The organism is Yinghuangia soli, from assembly GCF_021502675.1.
Taxonomy (GTDB): Bacteria; Actinomycetota; Actinomycetes; order Streptomycetales; family Streptomycetaceae; genus Yinghuangia; species Yinghuangia soli.
Map to the genome: position 1 here is coordinate 281,965 of NZ_JAKFHA010000001.1, position 16,985 is coordinate 298,949.

Annotated in this window: 13 protein-coding genes and 1 pseudogene; 5 read left to right on the top strand and 9 right to left on the bottom strand. The window is 71.0% G+C overall.

What is annotated here, in order from left to right; genetic code table 11:
• Positions 1-11: 11 nt before the first annotated feature.
• From LZ495_RS01235 to LZ495_RS01250, 4 genes are all read right to left on the bottom strand, one after another.
• The gene (locus LZ495_RS01235; protein ID WP_235049872.1) at positions 12-1,127 is read right to left on the bottom strand and encodes a hypothetical protein; all 1,116 of its coding nucleotides are present in this window, start codon (positions 1,125-1,127) and stop codon (positions 12-14) included.
• 373 nt (positions 1,128-1,500) lie between these two features.
• The gene (locus LZ495_RS01240) at positions 1,501-2,094 is read right to left on the bottom strand and encodes a TIGR03086 family metal-binding protein (RefSeq protein ID WP_235049873.1); all 594 of its coding nucleotides are present in this window, start codon (positions 2,092-2,094) and stop codon (positions 1,501-1,503) included.
• Positions 2,095-2,178: 84 nt separating this feature from the next.
• Positions 2,179-4,569 (bottom strand): restriction endonuclease, encoded by a 2,391-nt coding sequence (locus LZ495_RS01245; RefSeq protein WP_235049874.1) that lies wholly within the window; start codon positions 4,567-4,569, stop codon positions 2,179-2,181.
• A gap of 147 nt (positions 4,570-4,716) precedes the next feature.
• Positions 4,717-5,985: a PP2C family protein-serine/threonine phosphatase gene (locus tag LZ495_RS01250; protein WP_235049875.1), complete on the bottom strand. Its 1,269-nt coding sequence runs from the start codon at positions 5,983-5,985 to the stop codon at positions 4,717-4,719.
• A gap of 240 nt (positions 5,986-6,225) precedes the next feature.
• Between LZ495_RS01250 and LZ495_RS01255 the strand changes: the two genes are divergently transcribed.
• Entirely contained in the window at positions 6,226-6,570 is a 345-nt protein-coding gene (locus LZ495_RS01255; RefSeq protein WP_235049876.1) for a RidA family protein, read from the top strand.
• A gap of 96 nt (positions 6,571-6,666) precedes the next feature.
• Here the strand turns inward: LZ495_RS01255 and LZ495_RS01260 are convergent, their stop codons facing one another.
• The 3 genes and pseudogenes from LZ495_RS01260 to LZ495_RS01270 all read right to left on the bottom strand — a co-directional run.
• Positions 6,667-7,512 (bottom strand): LLM class F420-dependent oxidoreductase, encoded by an 846-nt coding sequence (locus LZ495_RS01260; RefSeq protein WP_235049877.1) that lies wholly within the window; start codon positions 7,510-7,512, stop codon positions 6,667-6,669.
• Between the two features lie 56 nt (positions 7,513-7,568).
• Positions 7,569-8,477 (bottom strand): cupin domain-containing protein, encoded by a 909-nt coding sequence (locus LZ495_RS01265; protein WP_235049878.1) that lies wholly within the window; start codon positions 8,475-8,477, stop codon positions 7,569-7,571.
• Between the two features lie 209 nt (positions 8,478-8,686).
• Positions 8,687-8,926, bottom strand: a pseudogene (locus LZ495_RS01270) (ISAzo13-like element transposase-related protein); the annotation flags it as partial.
• A 181-nt stretch (positions 8,927-9,107) separates the two neighbouring features.
• On the opposite strand from LZ495_RS01270, the gene LZ495_RS01275 reads away from it, so the two are divergent.
• The 3 genes from LZ495_RS01275 (at position 9,108) to LZ495_RS01285 (ending at position 11,326) form a co-directional block, all read left to right on the top strand.
• Entirely contained in the window at positions 9,108-9,941 is an 834-nt protein-coding gene (locus LZ495_RS01275) for a hypothetical protein (RefSeq protein WP_235049879.1), read from the top strand.
• Positions 9,942-10,040: 99 nt separating this feature from the next.
• Positions 10,041-10,883, top strand: a complete 843-nt coding sequence (locus LZ495_RS01280; RefSeq protein WP_235049880.1) for a PhzF family phenazine biosynthesis protein — start codon at positions 10,041-10,043, stop codon at positions 10,881-10,883.
• 314 nt (positions 10,884-11,197) lie between these two features.
• Positions 11,198-11,326, top strand: a complete 129-nt coding sequence (locus LZ495_RS01285) for a DUF6408 family protein (protein ID WP_235049881.1) — start codon at positions 11,198-11,200, stop codon at positions 11,324-11,326.
• A 117-nt stretch (positions 11,327-11,443) separates the two neighbouring features.
• Here the strand turns inward: LZ495_RS01285 and LZ495_RS01290 are convergent, their stop codons facing one another.
• The gene (locus LZ495_RS01290) at positions 11,444-13,555 is read right to left on the bottom strand and encodes a DUF2075 domain-containing protein (protein ID WP_235049882.1); all 2,112 of its coding nucleotides are present in this window, start codon (positions 13,553-13,555) and stop codon (positions 11,444-11,446) included.
• A gap of 177 nt (positions 13,556-13,732) precedes the next feature.
• Complete coding sequence (locus tag LZ495_RS01295) at positions 13,733-15,616, bottom strand: DUF2075 domain-containing protein (protein WP_235049883.1); 1,884 nt, start codon at positions 15,614-15,616, stop codon at positions 13,733-13,735.
• 356 nt (positions 15,617-15,972) lie between these two features.
• Between LZ495_RS01295 and LZ495_RS01300 the strand changes: the two genes are divergently transcribed.
• Positions 15,973-16,842 (top strand): alpha/beta hydrolase, encoded by an 870-nt coding sequence (locus LZ495_RS01300; protein ID WP_308267481.1) that lies wholly within the window; start codon positions 15,973-15,975, stop codon positions 16,840-16,842.
• The last annotated feature ends 143 nt before the right edge of the window (positions 16,843-16,985 follow it).

Here is a 16,985-nt window from a genome sequence, read left to right on the forward strand (position 1 = left end):
CGCGGGGGGCGCTACGCCTCGTCCGCCCCGTGCGCGATCCCGGGCAGATGCGCGGTGACGTAGCCCGGCAGGTGCGCGGACGGCTGGGTCGGGCGCTCGTCCGCCGTGTACCCGTCGTCCGCCAGCATGCCGGTGGCGGCGAGGACGGCCCCGATGCGGCGCACCGCGCCCGGCCGACCGGTCACCGCGATCTGCACGGCTTGCCGGTGCCGTGCGAGGTTCTGGTGGTGGCGGACGCGGCGCGCCTCGTCGGGCGGTGGCGTGGCGGCGATCTGCCGCATCAGGTCGAGGAGGACGAGGGCGTCGGTCGGTTCGGCGGGCGTCACGAGCCGGCAGGACACCGGGTCGACGTCGCAGCGCCACTTCGCGACGAATGCGCCCAGGACGCCGCCGTCCAGTGCGCCGTGCCCGCCCCGGAGGTCCAGGCCGAAGTCCACGCCGAGATGCTGACCGGCCCGGTGAACGGCACCCATGCTGAGCGTCGACCAGAACGCGAGGCGGCGTCCGGCGAACGCCGAGCGCATCAGCGCTGCGGCCTCGTCCGCCGGAAGCGCTTCCGGCAGAATCGCCTCGTCCGGGCCCTCCGCGGGCGACGGCGGGACAAGCCAGGTGCACACTTTCAGCAGCATCTGCCCCGAACCGTCGACCGCTTCGAGGTAGGCCGCCACCGGCACGGAACGCCCCGAGCCCCGTCCTGGCCCCAGTCCGGGCCGGCCCGGATCGCTCATGACCAGGCGTACGGCGACGACGGCCAGGCGCGGATCGGCCAGTCGGCCCCGCACGTCCCCGATGACCCAGCCGCGCATCGCCTGAGCGTCGCGCTGCGCTTGCAGGATCGAGGCGATCTGCCGACAGGCGCGGCACTGCGGGCGGTTGTCGGACCACTGGCAGCGCTGCTCGGTGATGGCACCGCAGTCGCCGCACAGGAACACCGACGGACGGCTGTTCCGCAGCGCATAGAGGGGCACGTACGACTCGTGGCCGCCGACCCGCCGGAGCAGGGCGACAGCGTCGCCGCCCGGCTCGCGCGGCTCCGGCAGGGCGGCCAACTCCGCCTCGGTCAGCAGCCCTTCGGGTACCTCGTCGGCGTCGTGGACGGGCAGTGGTTCGTCGTCGTGCCGGCCCATGATCCGCCTTTCCGTCCCTCGATGTCTGCCGCCGCGGGCCCGCCTGTGGACAGAGGCCGGCCTGTGGACGACCGCTTTGCGGGGACCCCGGGGTGCTCGGCGATCCTGGCGTTCCGAGCTTGTACCGCCCGAGACCGGAAGGCAGGGCAGAACCGCCATGACCGCCTTTGCCAGCACCCCCGCAGTTGCCAGCGCCTCCGCAGTTGCCAGCACCTCCGCAGTTGACGACGCGACCGCCTTCGGCGCTGCGGCCGTCATGCGACGACACTCACCCGCCAGGCTGCGCGGCCGCGGATTCCGCTCGCCGCCGCCCGGTGCGGGGCGGCGGCGGGCGGAAGGCCTCGCTCCGTCAGGCCGTGCTGCCGGGCATCGGTCAGGCGCTCGGCGGCGTCCACTTCGGGTCGCGGCCGGTGAAGGCGAGGAGCTTCTCGGCGGGCGAGGCGTTGTCCGGGACCTCGACCACCGGGCCGTACTTGCCGAAGCTCTGGCGGATGAACTCCACGATGCGCGCCGAGATCTCCTCCAGGCCGACGGCGAGTTCGTCGGACAGCGGCAGGTCCTGGCCGGTCGCGACGGCGATGTCCCACGCGTGGATCGCGGCGTCCAAGGCGGCCGCGGCGGTGCCGAGGTTCGCCGGCATCGGGCCCATCGGGGTGGGCACGCTCTCCGCGTCCCGCCCGGATTCCCAGGCCGCGGTGGCGGCGGCGAAGACCGCGTCGAGTTCGGCCACGTGGTCGGCGGCGAGGGCGTCCTCGGGCGAGAAGGGGTCGCTGGTCGGCGTGCTGGCCGGGTCGATCTGCATGACCAGGGCCTGCTGGTCGAGCCGGGCGTGGTTGAGGACCTGGCGTACCGTCCATTCGGTGCACGGCGTCGGGTCGCCCCACGCGTCCGGTGCCACGCCGGCCACTGCCGTCCGCAGGTAGCTGTGCGCGTCGGCGAGGAGCTTGAAGCCGTCGGCAGAGGTCATATCGGTCCTTCTTCCTGTGCGAGTAGGTGGTGCAGTACCCGGAGTACGCCTGTGCCCCCTCCCACCGTTGCCCCGGCGGGCGGGTCAGTGCACCGCGATGCCGAAGTCGGTCAGCAGCGGCTCCAGACCGCCCGGGTAGCCCCGGCCGCCCAGCACGAATTTCCAGTCGCCGTTCGACCGGCGCCGGAAGGATCCGAGCACCAGGGCGGTCTCGCCGGGACGGCCGTCCGAGACGTCGATGCTGTCGAGTGCCTCGCCGCCGGGCCGGTCGGAGAGCCGGATCGCCGCGTCGGTGAAGCCGGACAGGTCGGCGCGCGGGTCCACGGCCGGGTCGACCGCGGCCACCAGCACCAGGCGGTCCGCCCGCGCGGGCAGCGCGTCGAACGCCAGCCGCAGTGCGGCCTTGTCGGTGCCGGTGGGCGTCACGGTGCGCACCGAGCCGTCGGGGGTCTGCTCGTTGTTGTAGAAGACGAAGTAGTCGTCGCTCAGGACGCGGTCGCCCGCGCAGACCAGCGCGCACACGTCGATGGCGACCCGTCCGGTCCAGGTCATGCCCAGGATCAGTGCGTCCTCGGAGGCGTTCGCGCGGGCCGGAGCCGCAGCGGCAGCGGCTCGCCCGGAACTCCCGGAACTCCTGGATCGCCCGGATCCGGCGGACGACCGGGAGCCCGTGGCCGGCAGGGTGCCGGGCGGAGTGGCGGCCGTCCCCGCCGAGCGGCTTGCGCTCGTACGCCGGCCGCTGCCCCCGGCGGAGGTGCGGGCCGCCGGTATCGTCCCGTCAGGAGTACGCGTCCCGGACCTGCTGCCGGCCCTGCTCCCGGCCGCGTTCCCGGCCCCGCTTCCGCTTCCGGCCGCGGAGCCGGCGCTGCCCGTACCGCCCGCGGCACCGCCGCTGCCGCTGCCGTCCAGGCGACCCCGCAGGCCGCAGTCGCGCAGCAGTTGGACCAGTTCCTCACCGTTGATCAGGGTCAGCGGCTTGTCGCGGACGAAGGTGTACGACGACGGCCCGAACCCGGACGTCGCCACCAGCACGCCCTTGTTCGCCCCGACCGCGTGCACGGTCCCGAACAGGTCGCGCACCGCGGTCGGCGGGACCGTGTTCCGGTACCGCTTCACCTGCACGATGATCTTCCCGCCGCTGAGCGGGTCCGGGTCCATCGCCTCGACGTCCACACCGCCGTCCCCGGACCGCTGCGTGGTGACCGCCTGCAGCCCGCGAGCCTGGAACAGGGCGGCGACCAGGCCCTCGAAGGCGATCGGGTCCATCTCCAGCAGGTTCGGGTCGTCATCGTCGTCGCCATGGGCGACCACCGCGACGCCGCCGCCCACTTCGTCCGGACGCCGGGTCGGCGGCACCGCGGCCCGCTGGTCGGGCCGCGGCGACACGCTGCCGCGCAGCGCCTCGCCGATGCACTCCACCGCGCTGACCATGGCGAGGTCGAGCGCCGTGAAGTCGCGCTTGGCGACCCGCGCCGACACCAGCACGATGCGGGCCCGCCGCCCGGTCGCCGGGTCGCGGTCGTCGACGTAGCCGTTGACGGCCACCGACTCGACCAGGCCGAACTCGTCGGCGCCGAACACCTCCCGGATCACCAGCAGGACGCACTGGGCCAGCACGTCGCGGTAGAGCGTCCGGCGCGCGGTGGCCGACCGCGCGGTCTCCTTCTCGGTATCGGACGCCGCGACGTAGCGCACCGACTTGGTCTCCGGCACAACGTCGAGTCCGGGCAACTGCCAGTCCAGGACCAGTTCGCGCGTACCGCGGTCGTAGGCCGCCTCGACACCGCGCGGGAACTCGTTCGGCCAGGCGTTCGAGGCGTACAGCGCGGCCGAGAAGTACTGGACGACGGCCTCGGCGTCCCCACGTCCGACCGTCTGGCCGATGGTGCGCACGTGCGCGTTGTGCTGGCGCGCCTCGGCGACCGTGGTCGCCGCCCACTGCAGGTACTGCTGGTGGTAGGCCTCCAGTTGGCGTACCCGCTGGGCCTCCGCGTCGCGCGCCGCGTACCAGTCGCGTTCGAAGCGGGCGCGCGCTTCCTGCTGCGCCTGCGCGTTCGGGCCCATGCCCCATCCGGCCGAAGCGGGCCGGTAGTCGGCCTCGTTCGGGAACACCACCGGGATGCCGAGATGCCCCGGGTCGAACGGCTGCACCTGCTCCGAACGGAGCATCGTCCCGCTGCGGAACGCCGGCCTGCGGCACCCCGCGGCAAGCAGCCCGGTCAGCAGGTCGACCTGGGCGTCGATCTCCTCGGTGCGCTGCCGCGCCTCCGCCTCCCGGCGCTGCCGGTACGCGGTCTGCTGTTCGCGCTGGGTGCGTGCCGCGGCCTGCTCCGCGGCGCGTTGGCGGCGTTCGGCGTCTCTTTGCCGGCGCTCGGCCTCGCGCCGCTGCGCGTCCAGGCGGCGTTGCTCCTGCCGCTGCGATTCGGCCCAACCCCCGGCCCATCCGCCGACCGCACCGTCACCGCGCCAAGCCATAGCGAAGCCGTCCTCCCCCAACCGTCCCCGGCCGTAACGGCCGTTCCCGCCGCAGCCGTCCGGGAAAGCGACCGTAAAAGGACGACTCTAGTCCGCTTGTACGGGTCGCCATGCCGGGAACGGGACCGGGCGCCGAAGCCGGTCCGGCTACCTCGGATCCGGTCCGCCCGCCTGGCCGCCGGCACTCGGCGGATGCGCGGGGTTCTCGGCCGAGGACCGCACCAAAGCCAGCAACAGCGCGTCGTCGGTGAACGGAATCGGCCCGACGTGCCGCTGCAGATCGTCGCCCAGGCGTTCGACCGCGGACAGCGGATCGGCCTCCGTCCCCCGGCCCTGGTCCGCCGCCTCCGCACCTGCGCCTGCGCGTACTCCCGCGGACATGCTCGCCCCGCCGCCTGCCAAGGCACGCGCCCCGTCCTGCCGTCCGCCGAGCAGCTCGGTGATCCGCTCCACGAGCGGGTAGGAGCCGCCCAGCACATCCCTCGCGTCCGACACCCCGTCGGTCATGAGCAGCAGCAAATCACCCTCCCCGAAAGGCACCTTCCAGGCCCGCTGCTCGTGCGGATCGAGTTCGCCCAGGCCCAGCGGCACGCCCGGCTCCGGCGGTTCGAGGACCTGCACCGTGCCGTCGGCCCGGATCACCACCGGCTGCTCGTGGCCGCGATGCACCAGGACCACGTGCTCCGGGCGCACCTCGACCAGCAGCGCCGTGACGAACTGGTCTTCGGGTGCATTGCGGGCCAGGCTCACCTCGATCCGATGGGCCACGGTGTCGAGTTCGGGTTCGTCGTACGCCGCCTCCCGGAACGCACCGAGGGTGATCGCCGCGGTCCGCACCGCGCCGAGGCCCTTGCCCAGCACGTCGCCGACGATCATCCGCATGCCGTAGGGCGTGTCCAGCCCCAGATACAGGTCGCCGCCCAGTTCGGCCTGGTCGGCCACCGCGAAGTAGCGCACCGCGATCCGCACGCCGCCGAGTTCCTCGGGCGGCGGCAGCAGGATCGCGCGCTGCGCGGCGACCGCGACCTGGGACAGCGCGACGAGGTCCCGCTCGTGCCGGATCCGGGCCGACGACAGGTACATGCTCAAGCCGGTGGCCAGGACGTACATCCAGGTGCTGACGGTGAACAGGTCGTCGTAGGCCGGCGCGAGATAGCCGTCCGACTTGGCCAGCATGTACCGCAGCGGCAGCGACGCGCAGCCGATGCCGAGGATCGCGAGCGGCGGCGCGGTGGCCGCGGCAAGCGTCGGGGCGAGGAGCAGGAACGGGTAGAACACGGTCCCGGGCCCGGTGGCCAGGTCCACGACCGTGACCACGATCAGGATGGCCACGGGCAGCCCGACCTGGCGCAGCGGCGACCTCGTCGCGGCTGCGGCGTACTTCAGGGGTCCCAGGTTCTTCTTCGTCACGTCCATGTCCGTAGTGCCGGATCTTGTTCCGTCCATGGTCGCCAAGAACCCGCGGCGCACGTGGCTGCGCAGCGCCCGCCGAACAGGTGATGACCGCCGCGTTGACCGACGATCTTCCCGCTCGCTTGAATGGCGCCGCACCTGTGCCGGCCGCGCGGCCCGGATCCGCGGCAGCAGGCGCGGCAACAATCAGGCAGCCCTATTCGCAACTCGCGCGTGTGCGCGTGTACGTCCAGAGGACTCCGCATGATCCAGCGCTTCGAAAGCAACGCCCGCATGTCCCAGGCCACCGTGCACAACGGCACGGTCTACCTGGCCGGCGTGGTCGCCGACGACCTCACCCAGAGCGTGGGCGTCCAGACCAAGACCGTGCTGGCCGGCATCGACCGCCTGCTCGCGCTGGCCGGCACCGACAAGACCCGGATCCTGCGCGCCGAGATCTTCCTCGCCGACATCAAGGACTTCGCGGACATGAACGCGGAGTGGGACGCCTGGGTGCCGGAGGGCGCAGCCCCGGCGCGCGCGACCGTGCAGGCCGCGCTGTACACCCCCGAGGCGCTCGTCGAGATCGTGGTCACCGCGGCGGTCTGACGCTCCTGCGTTCCCCGTTCTTCCTGCGGCCCGGGGCCGCAGGAAGAACGGGCCGGCGGCTCGGCACGCAGGAAGAACGGGTCGGCGGCTCGGCCGTCACCCGGCCCGCAGCGGCTCCAGCGCCGCGGCCAGCTCGGCCACCACGCCCTCCCCTACCGGCGCTTGGAGGTACACGATCCCGAGGTCCAGCCCGACCTCCGCATACGCCTCGGCCTGCCGGACGACGTCCGCGACCGTCTTGCCGGGCCACATCATCAGGTGCGTGGACGTCGTGATCTCGGCCGGGTCGCGGCCCAGATCGGCGCAGTGCGCGTGCAGCACGTCGCGCTTGCGGGCGAAGTCCGCGGGCGCCCCGCCGGGGAAGTTCCAGTGCTGCGCGTACTTGGCGGCGATGCGCAACGTGCGCTTCTCACCGCCCCCGCCGATGCAGACGGGCGGGTACGGCCGCTGCACGCTCTTGGGTTCGCAGCGGGCCTCGGTGAGCGTGTAGTAGCGGCCGGAGAAGTCCGTCACCGGGTCGCGCAGCAGCGAGGTGACGATCTCGCAGGCCTCCTCGAACCGGTCGAACCGCTCGGTCATCGTGCCGAGCTCGATGCCGTACGCGTCCGCTTCCCGCTCGCTCCAGCCCGCACCGAGCCCGAGTTCGAGCCGGCCGCCGCTGATCACGTCCAGCGTGGCGGCCATGTTGGCGAGCACCGCAGGGTGCCGGTAGACGATGCCGGTGACCAGGCAGCCGATCCGGATCCGCGAGGTGGCCTGGGCCAGCGCACCCAGCGCGGTCCACGCCTCCAGGCACGGGCCGTCCGGGTCGCCGTAGATCGGATAGAAGTGGTCGAACGTCCATGCCGACTCGAACACTTCCTCCGCATCGGCGGCCCGCCAGAGCGCGAGAAGCTCGTCCCATGCGCAGTGCTGGGGCATGAGCTTGATGCCGAACCGCATGTATCTGGCTCCGATCCACTCGACGAACCTGCCGACTCCCGCCCCGCGACGACGCGCTAGGCCGGAGGTATCTCCACCACGACCACCACCGCGGGCTCGTCCCCCGCGGCCGTCCACCCCGGCACCGCCCCGCGATGCACGGCGACGTCACCGGATCGCAGCAGGACCTCACCTCGATCCGCACCGCCGAGCCGTACGGCACCCGACACCACCGCCGCGATCCCCACGGCCGCCCCTGCCCTTCCTCCACAAGGCCCGGGACCGGCAACCCGACGGAACACCGTCCCGTCCCCCGCACGCCACAACTCCCTCTCCCCCAAGCCCCCTGACGCGGCCTCCGACACGACGGCCCCGGCCCACCCCCCGGCTCCCGCCTCAGCCGGAACCAGCCCAGACGCTCCATCCGCCCCGGTCCCCGTCACCAGGCAACCCGGCCCGCCCCCGCTGCCTGTAAGCCCCTCGTCCCCGTCGACCGCGATCAGCACCGTCAGATAGGTGCACGGCGACGCATCCGCGACCCGCCAGCGGTGCATCGTGGCCCGCTGCACGACCGCATCCCCAGGCCCGAGTTCGTACTCGCCCGCGTCGAGCCCGAGCACGATCCGGCCGTCGAGCACCACCATCAGGTCCAAGGTCTCGGACCGGTGCATCCCCGGCCGCTCCGGGTCGCCACCCGGCATCGGCAGCCACCGCTGATCCGGCGGCGTACCGTCCGGCACCCCCGGCAGCCGCACGACGCGCGCCGCGATCCCGTCCCCCTCCGGAAACGCCCCGATCGAGGCCGGCTCCGGATCACCGCCGTCCTCGGGCCCCTTCGGCCGGGCGTCCGCCCACCACAGCTCGGACACCCCGTGCCCGGTCGGCGCCGACACCGTCAGTGGCGGCACACCGTCCGACAGGACCACCACACGGCCGTCCCCGTCCCACCCGGTCACGACCCTGCGCACCGCAAACGGCTCCACCACGCCGCCTCCTCGTCACATCCGCAAGCCCCGCAACAACCCAGGCCCGGCCACCAAGTCCCCCGACCACCACCGCAGCACTATCTAATGAGCCCGCATCATTAACAATCCTCAGCACTCCAACGGCGACCCCGTGAGGACAACCCGCTGTGTGATGTTGCTGTCGGCCTGCAATGCCTCGGTGAGGGCTTGGGCGGTCGCGAAACGCCGATCCGGTGGGGCGCGTCCCGGTCGGGATGCCCGGCACCCTTCCAGGTCTTGGCGTCGGCCTGGAGGGTGCACCCGTTCTCCGGCAGCAGGCAGCCCACGGTCGGCGCGGACATGGCGCGGCCCTGCCGGGTCGACTCATCGGCGAGGTTCCGCAGCGACTTCGTCGTCCACCTCAGTGGCGACGTGGGATCGCCCCGTTCGTCCGGTTCGACGAGGGCCGGCAGCGCCGGTGTGAGATGCGGGGCCTTCGCTGCGGCCCGCCATCGCTACTGGACCGGGCCGCGCCGCCTGCGCAATCTCCGCGGATGTCCTGCACAACGCCGAACTACCGTTCTGGACAAGCCGATTGCCCTGCATTGCGGCCATGCTCCCGTGCTACGGTGCGCGGGTCCGCACCTGCGTCCGGACCCTGGGGGCAAGCCCATGCGAGCGACTCCCGCCCTTCCCGCCCGTTCTGCTCGGTCCGCCCTTCGCGCCCTGCTCCGCACGGCCGCCGCGCCCCTGCTCGCGGTCGTGCTCGTGGCCTCCTGCACCGGGGGATCCGATACGGCGGGCACCCCGCCGCAGAGCACCGTGGCCGGCAGCCCGCAGACCACCCCGCCCGGCACCCCTGCGTCGCCCGCCGGCGAGCCGCCGTCCCCGAGCCCGGCCCCCTCGCCGTCGCTCGCCGACGCCGACCTCGAATCCGTGCTCATCGCCGACGGGGACGTCCCCGGCTATTTCCTGGACCCGCTCGAGAACGCACCCGGCAGTGCGCAATCTCCGGACGAAGGACCTGCCTGCCGACCGGAGAACGCCCTCTTCTTCGGGGCCCACAAGGGCGCCTATCTCGACTCGCCCTACCGGCGCATCGTCGGCACGGGCCTGGTTCGCCCGGCGGCGCCCGCAGGGACCGCCACGATCCACATCTCGACGTTCGACCCCGGGCAGATCGAGAACTTTCTGCAGGCGGTCCGGGAATCCGTGCCCTTGTGCCTTTCCCAATGGCGCAAACTCCCTGGAAGCGACGAGTTCGCCCCGGTCGCCGACCTGGTGGAAATGCCCCCGCTGGGTGACGACCGGCTGGCGATCAGCGTCCTGGGCTCGCCGCAGACCGGCTCGTGGCTGCTCACCTCGGCCGTGGTCCGCGTCGGCAACGTGCTGATATGGGGCATCGAAGCGGACAACGACGACGACAGCCACGCCGGCCTGATCTCCCTGGACCTGCTCCGCGCCCAGGTGGACAAGGTCACCGCCGCCGCGACTGCTCCCCGGTGATTCCGGCGCCGCCGGTCACCGCACGTCGGACCAGCCGTACGACGGCATGCCGCACTCCCTCCCCCTGCCCGCTCCCCACCCCTCCGGCATGATGCACGCATGACAGAGATCCTGAAGTACACGGCGTTTTCGGCCGATCCGTCCGGCGGCAATCCCGCCGGCGTCGTCCCCGATGCCACCGGGCTGACCGAGCCCCGCATGCTCGAGATCGCCGCCGACCTCGGCTTCTCGGAGACCGCCTTCCTCTTCCCCACCGGGGAACGCGCTTACCGCATCCGCTACTTCAGCCCGCTCGCCGAGGTGGCGTTCTGCGGCCACGCCACCATCGCGACTGCGGTCGCCCTCGGTGAGCGCATCGGCCCGGGCACCATCGAACTGGCCACCCAGGCCGGCCCCGTTCCCGTCGACGTCACCGCCGACCCCGAGTCCGGCCGGCTCTCCGCGACCCTCACCAGCCCCCCGGTGTCCAGCACCGCGGCGTCCGACGACGACGTCGCCCGCACCCTCGCCGCCCTCGGCTGGTCGGCCGACGACCTCGACCCCGCGTACCCGCCGCACGTCGCCGACGCGGGCAACCTCCACCTCGTCCTCGCCGCCGCCACCCGGGCCCGCCTGGCCGACCTCGACTACGACTTCGAGGCCCTCGGCAAGCTGACCGCCGAGCGCAACTGGACGACCGTCCACCTCTTCTGGGCCGAGTCCCCGACCGTCTTCCACGCCCGCGACCCGTTCCCCACCGGCGGCGTCGTCGAAGACCCCGCCACCGGCGCCGCAGCCGCCGCCTTCACCGGCTACCTCCGCGACCTCGGTTTCATCGGCGCGGACACCGCCATCACCATCCACCAAGGCGTCGACATGGGCCGCCCCAGCCTCCTCGCCGCCTCCCCCATCCCCCACCGCCCCAACACCAAGGTCACCGGCACCGCCGTAGCCCTCCCCTGACCCACGCGCGCCTTCACCTCGCCTCTCCTGGCCTGCAAGTAATCCACCGACGCCAGGCAACCACGCGGCAGCACCGGTGCCGCAGCAGGAATCCGAGCAACTCCACTCGGAACAAACAGCCGTCGACCGGGTCATTCGGATACGGTTGCCCCAACTGCGTGCCTTCCCGGAGGGTGCCAGGAGGAGTTCACGGACCGGTTCACCGACGTGGACGAGTACGGCAGGGCCACTCAAGTGGACTCACCTCGTGTGAGAGCGGATGCCCGGTTGGGCGACCGCCTGCCATCCGCTCGTTCACGACGAGGAGTGGCCCGTTGAATCCCTTCGAGCACAAGCCCGCGCGCCGTACCTGGATCCGCGAGATCCTCATCGGCGCCGCAGCCGCGATCGTTGCCGACCTGCTGTCGGCGTTGGTCGAGGTGGTGACGCAGTTGCTCGCCTGAGGTGAGCTCGTGTGGCGGGCCCGGTGAGCCCGCCACACGCCGCACCTTGCTCCGTGTGGCCCGCACCTCGGGCTCGGGCGGCCCGACAGCTCAAGCCCGGACTGCCGGGACGGGCGATCAGAACAGGAACAGCTGGTTCGCCCCGCTGCCCTGCTTTTTCCCCGTGCGCGACTTCCCTCGGCCGCGTCGGGGCCGGGGCAGATGCGGCACCCGGGCTTCCGGCGGAAGGTTCGCCCACGTCGGACGCAGTCCGTGGATCTGGATCTCGCCGACGAGTTCCTTCAGATAGGCCCTGGTCTGCTCGTCAGTCGAATAGAGAACCGTGGCGCGGCTCGCGCGGGTCATGAGCACGTGGTACGAGTGCGTGACGCACCTGGCGAATTCATCGTCGGGCAGGGTCCCCATCCGCACGCTGGGGTCGCAGGAGCCGGGCTCCAGCAATTCGCGGATCCCAGTCTCCGGGTTCTTGGCGTCCTTGCCGCGCCGGAACTCCCACCGTCCGTCGCGGCGCACCATGTCGTCCCCGATGATCACGCCGCACCAATCCCATTCCAGTCCCTGCGCGGTGTACACGCAGCCGATCTGGTCGAGGCCGGCGTCGTACACGGACCACAACTTCGCGGGCGGGGCGTCGCCGGCGCAGAAGTTGTCGCCCTTGGCATTCCACGAACGTTTCCACTCTCCGATGCGGATATCGGTCTCGAGGCGCCGTTCGTCCCCCTGCGGCTCGTTCCACGGCCAGCAGTATCCGGCGACCATGCGCGCGGTGGCCCCGGCCAAGGCCTCGGAGCGGATGATGCTCTCCAGTTCCTCCGGGCTGTCGGCCACCTCGACATGCATCAGACCGTCCGGAGTCCATTCCCGCGGCTCCTCCCCGGACAGCCCCAGCGCTGCGCGGACCCAGCGGATGTACGCGTCGCTGCCCCCGCAGCGGAACTGCTCGCGGAGGTTGTAGCGCCTCGGGATGGTGCCGTGCCGTGCCGCTGCCTCTTCGATAAGGCGCACCGTACCGACCTCGTCCGGGCGGACCGTCTGGCTCTCGTCGAGGAAGAACACGGTCAGCCGCGCGGCGTTGATCAGTTCGTCCACCTGCGGCTCTGTACCGGTGCGCTTTCCCATCCAGTTGGTGGAGAACTTCCTGATCCGGTGCGCCTCGTCGCACAGCAGGACGTCGAGCGGAGGTTCCGGGGTGGTGACGAAACTGCTGAAGTAGGTGAAGCTCCGCTGGAACTCGGTGTCCCCGTAACCCACGTGCTGCTGCATGGCGGTGTTGAAGGCACGACTGCCGCTCGCGTATCTGACGGTCCGGCCTTCGGCTTCGAGTTCGGCCTTCACCTGAAGGCCCACGGCACTCTTTCCTGTCCCCGCACCACCGGTGACCAGGAACACCGCCTTGGCGGTGTCCCGTACCAGAGACGGCTGGGCCGCCTTGCCCAGTGCGACGGTCGCCGCGTCCATGATGTCCTCGGCCACGAGCTTTTGCCGGCCTCGCAAGGTGAAGACCGTGTCCTCGCCGCGCGCGTTGATCATGGCGTCGAGCAAGGGCGTATTGCGGACGTTCAAGCGGGCCATGAGGGCCTCGGCGGCCGATGCCGCGCCCTCTGGTGCGAAGTGGCTGCGGAAGTCGCTACGCAGGCGCTTCCTGCCATCCTGGGTATACATGCGGCCGCAGACACCGGTCGGCAGCGCCAGGTCAACGAGAGGTTTCACGGATTCGTCGGTCATTCCGTGCATGTAGGCGAATCCACCGCACTCGAATGTGATTCCTCCGAGCGGCCCCCGCTCCCCCGTGAACAAGTCGTAGTTCTGCTGGAGTTGGACGGTCGGGTGCTTCTTGCCCCCGTCGATGCCCGGAACGAACACCTCCGCAGCGCTTGCGGGCGTGACGCGGGCCGCTTGGGACCAGCGCTTCATCTCGACCAGTTGCACGGAAAGGCCGTGGCTCTCGGGGTGGCGGCCGACGAGCACGACGTCGATCAACTGCGGGCCACCCGACGTCGGCAGGCCGTCGACGGTAGCGGAGCACTCGACGATCATCTGGACGTTGCCGCGGTCGGCAGCCACCAGATCGCAGGCAAGCTGGACCAGGCTCTCGGCCCAAGCCGTCCTCTCGTGTTCCGAGGCCGCGGAGCCGCGAAAGTACCGCCATCGTTCCGCAAGATGCGGCACCATCCGGCGTCTTGCGTCGAGTGCCAGCAGGTCGTCCGCCGACAGCTTCAGGAGCAGCATGGACACGGTGTGTTGTCCCCCAAGGCACGAGAAGCTCGTGCGGATGGGGGCATGTCCTCGCGAAGGAAGCCCGTCGGACCGCAGTCTGTCCGGATGATCCTAGACGGAAGCGTTGGCCGGCGGGTTCCGCTCGCGCGACCGGTCAGGAGTCGGACGATCACCCGATCGGCCGCTTCCTCAGACGACCGCCATGGCCTGCTCCACGTCCATGAGCCGACGCAGCTTTGCCAGCGTCTCCGGATCCGTGGAGTACACGATGGTGCCGACCATGCCCCGCGTCAGGAGGACCTTGTAAGCGTTCCGTACGAGGCGGTCGACGTCCGCGTCGGGGACGGACTTCGTGAAGGCAGGGTCGCGTGACTGCGTACGGTCGACGATCCATCGGTCGTCTCGCCAGACGATGTCCGGCCCGATGATGACGCCGGACCAGTCGTACTCGAAGCCCTGAGCCGTGTAGACGCAGCCGATCTGGCCGAATCCCGCAGGATCGGTGGCCCACAGGGCGGAAGGAGGCGCCCCCGAGACGGATCGGTCACCGCGCAGGTTCCACGGGTGGGCCCATTCGCCGATCACCACATCGGGTGCAAGCGGCTCACCGGGCTTGGGTTCCGGCGACCATGGCCAGCAATACCCGGCGGACATGCGTGCGCCGTACCCTTCGGCCCGTCTGTCCTCGAGGAACGCCTGCATCTCCGCCGGACTCTCCGCCACCCGAAGCTGCATGCGGTCGTCGGGCTCCCAGTCCACCGGTCCGCCCGGCTCGAGGCCCAAGAGTCGGACGACCCAGCGCAGATAGGCGTCGCTGCCCCCGCAGCGGAACTGGCTGTCCAATGCGACGACCTGACATTCCAGCCCCTTACGGGAAGCTGCAGCCTTGATCTCGTCGACCGTGCCCATCTCACCTGGGCGCACCACTTGGTGCTCGTCCAGCAGGAACACCGGAACGCGGGCAACGTCGATGAGCTCGTCGACCTGGGGGCGTCCTGTGCGGTTCAGCGCCGGGGTGTAGCGGTTCGCCGAGGTTTCGCGAATGCGGTGTGCCTCGTCGCAGATCAGGACGTCGAGCGTGTTCCGTTCCACGGTCATGAAGCTGTTGAAGTACTTGAACAGGTCTTGGACTTCACGCTTGCGGGCCCCGGCGACACGGCGCATGGTCTTGGTGAACGACTGGGACCCGGTGGCGTGCAGCGCGGAGATGCCCTGCCGGTACAGCTCGCCGAGCAGGGAAAGGGCGATCACGCTCTTGCCCGTACCGGGCCCTCCGGTGACGATCACGACTTCCTTGTGATCGGACTGCTTTGCCTTTCGCACCGCGTTCAGCACCAAGCGGTAGGCCACCTGCTGCTCGTCCAGAAGAACGAACTGTTCGCGGTCGCGTACCTCCTGTGCCGCAACCGCCATGAGTTGCCGGGACGGCACCGTCTTGCCCGCAAGCAGTTCGTCGGCGGCCTCGGCGCCGGCTTCCTGAGTGCTGAGCTTGCTGCGGAGGTAGTCCAGGAACTTGCCCCGCGTCTCTGCCGTGAACATCCGGGCTGTGTCGTCCGCTTCGATGTCGCGCAGTCCTGCGGTCCCGAACTCGGTCGCGTTGTGGAGGTACGCGACGCCGCTGACCCGGTGCCGGTGCTCCGCGACAGCGCCGTTGAAGTCGACGAGATAGGCGCAGTAGCGGCGGACCTGTTCCACCGGGTTGAGGACCGGTCGCGCATACGCGTCGACCTGGCACAGTTCCGGATCTTCCTCGTCCGGCATGGCCTGGCTCCACTGCTTGAGCTCGACCACGACGTAGGAGGGTTCCCCCGTGGTCGGGTGCAGACCGGCCAACACGGCGTCGGCACGTTTGCTGTTCAGCGGCAGTGCGTACTCGATCAGTACTTCGACGTCGTCGAGGTGGGCTTCGATCAGCGCGTTCGTGAGCGCCGGAATGCTGCGTTCCCATGACCGCGCCTCCGACGGGCTCGGCCGATGCCCGTGAACGTGCACGAACTGTTCGGCGAGGTGCAGGAAGAGCGAGCCGTCCAGCACCATCACAGCAACCGTCTTGGCGGACGCACGGAACAGCAAGTCTTCCCCCGGGCAGCACGAAACGAATCGTGCGGGTGGGGGCATGTCCTTCGAGACTCCGCCGCAGCGGAGCGGAAGCCCGTCGGGCCGCGACAACGACGCTGCAAGCGTACCCGGAGCTCCGGACGGGGCCCGTGACGGCAGGCCACCGACCTACCAACCGGATGATCCGCTGCCGTTCAGGGCGTCCCCGGTCCCCCCGCTTGGTCCGAAGCGGTTCCGGGCCTTTCCGTAGATCAGTGGTTGATCGCGGCGAGACAGAACGGGAGGGTGTGGGGAATATCCGGTTCGTTTGGCTGTGGCGGTTTCCGGCCGGGGCCGGCCGCATCGTCGATCAAGTACAGAGGAGTGCAGGCGTGGCGGATGCAGGGCAGAAGTCCGCGGAGGAGCTTGAGGCGCTTGACGTTGCGTACAACGTGCGGCGCGGGGTGGGGGAAGAGCTGTTCGGGCGGCTGATGGCCGAGTACCGGTGGAGTTCGGAGCGGGCGGTCGCGGGTGTGCCCGGGACGGCCGGGGTGGTGTACGACGAGGCGAGTGGCGAGCGGCTGGATGTGCGGGGGAATCCGGCGGGCGAGTCGCGGCCGGTGTTCGTGTTCGTGCACGGGGGTTATTGGAAGGCCCTGTCGAAGGACGACTCCGGGTTCATGGCGGAGATGCTGCACGGGCAGGGCATCGCGACCGTGGTGCCGGACTACACGCTTGCGCCGGCGGTGACGCTGGAGGAGATCATCCGCCAGGTGCGGGCGGCCATCGCGTGGGTGTATCTGCACGGTGCCGCATACGGGCTGGACCGCGACCGCATCGTGGTGGGCGGGAGTTCGGCCGGCGGGCATCTCACCGGTGTGGCGATGGCCGACGACTGGCAGGCGGAGTTCGGGGTGCCTGCGGACGTGGTGAAGGCGGCGCTGCCGGTCAGCGGGCTGTTCGACCTGCGTCCGCTGGTCGACGTGTACGTCAACGAGTGGCTGGGCCTCGATGTGCCGCGTGCGGAGTCGCTCAGCCCGGCGTTCATGCCGGCCGCGCGGCACTGCCCGGCGGTGGTGGTGGTCCCCGAGCACGACGGATCGGGATTCCTGGACCAGTCCCGGGAGTTCGCGGCCCGGTGGCCGGGTGCGGAGCTGCTGGTCGTCCCCGGTCGCAATCATTTCGACGTGGTCCTCGACCTGCAAGGCGCGGAGACCCCGATCAGCCAGGCTCTGCTGGGGTTGTTCCGCGGGCTTGCGTAGCGCAGCCGCGGTGCGCGACTGGGGGTTGTTCCGCGGGCTTGCGTAGCGCGGCTGCGGTGCGCGACGCCGTGTGGGGGCGCCCCCCCGCCCGGGGGGGGCCCCCCGGGGTGCGCAGACAAGGGTGCGCCCACCCGGCCCCCCAC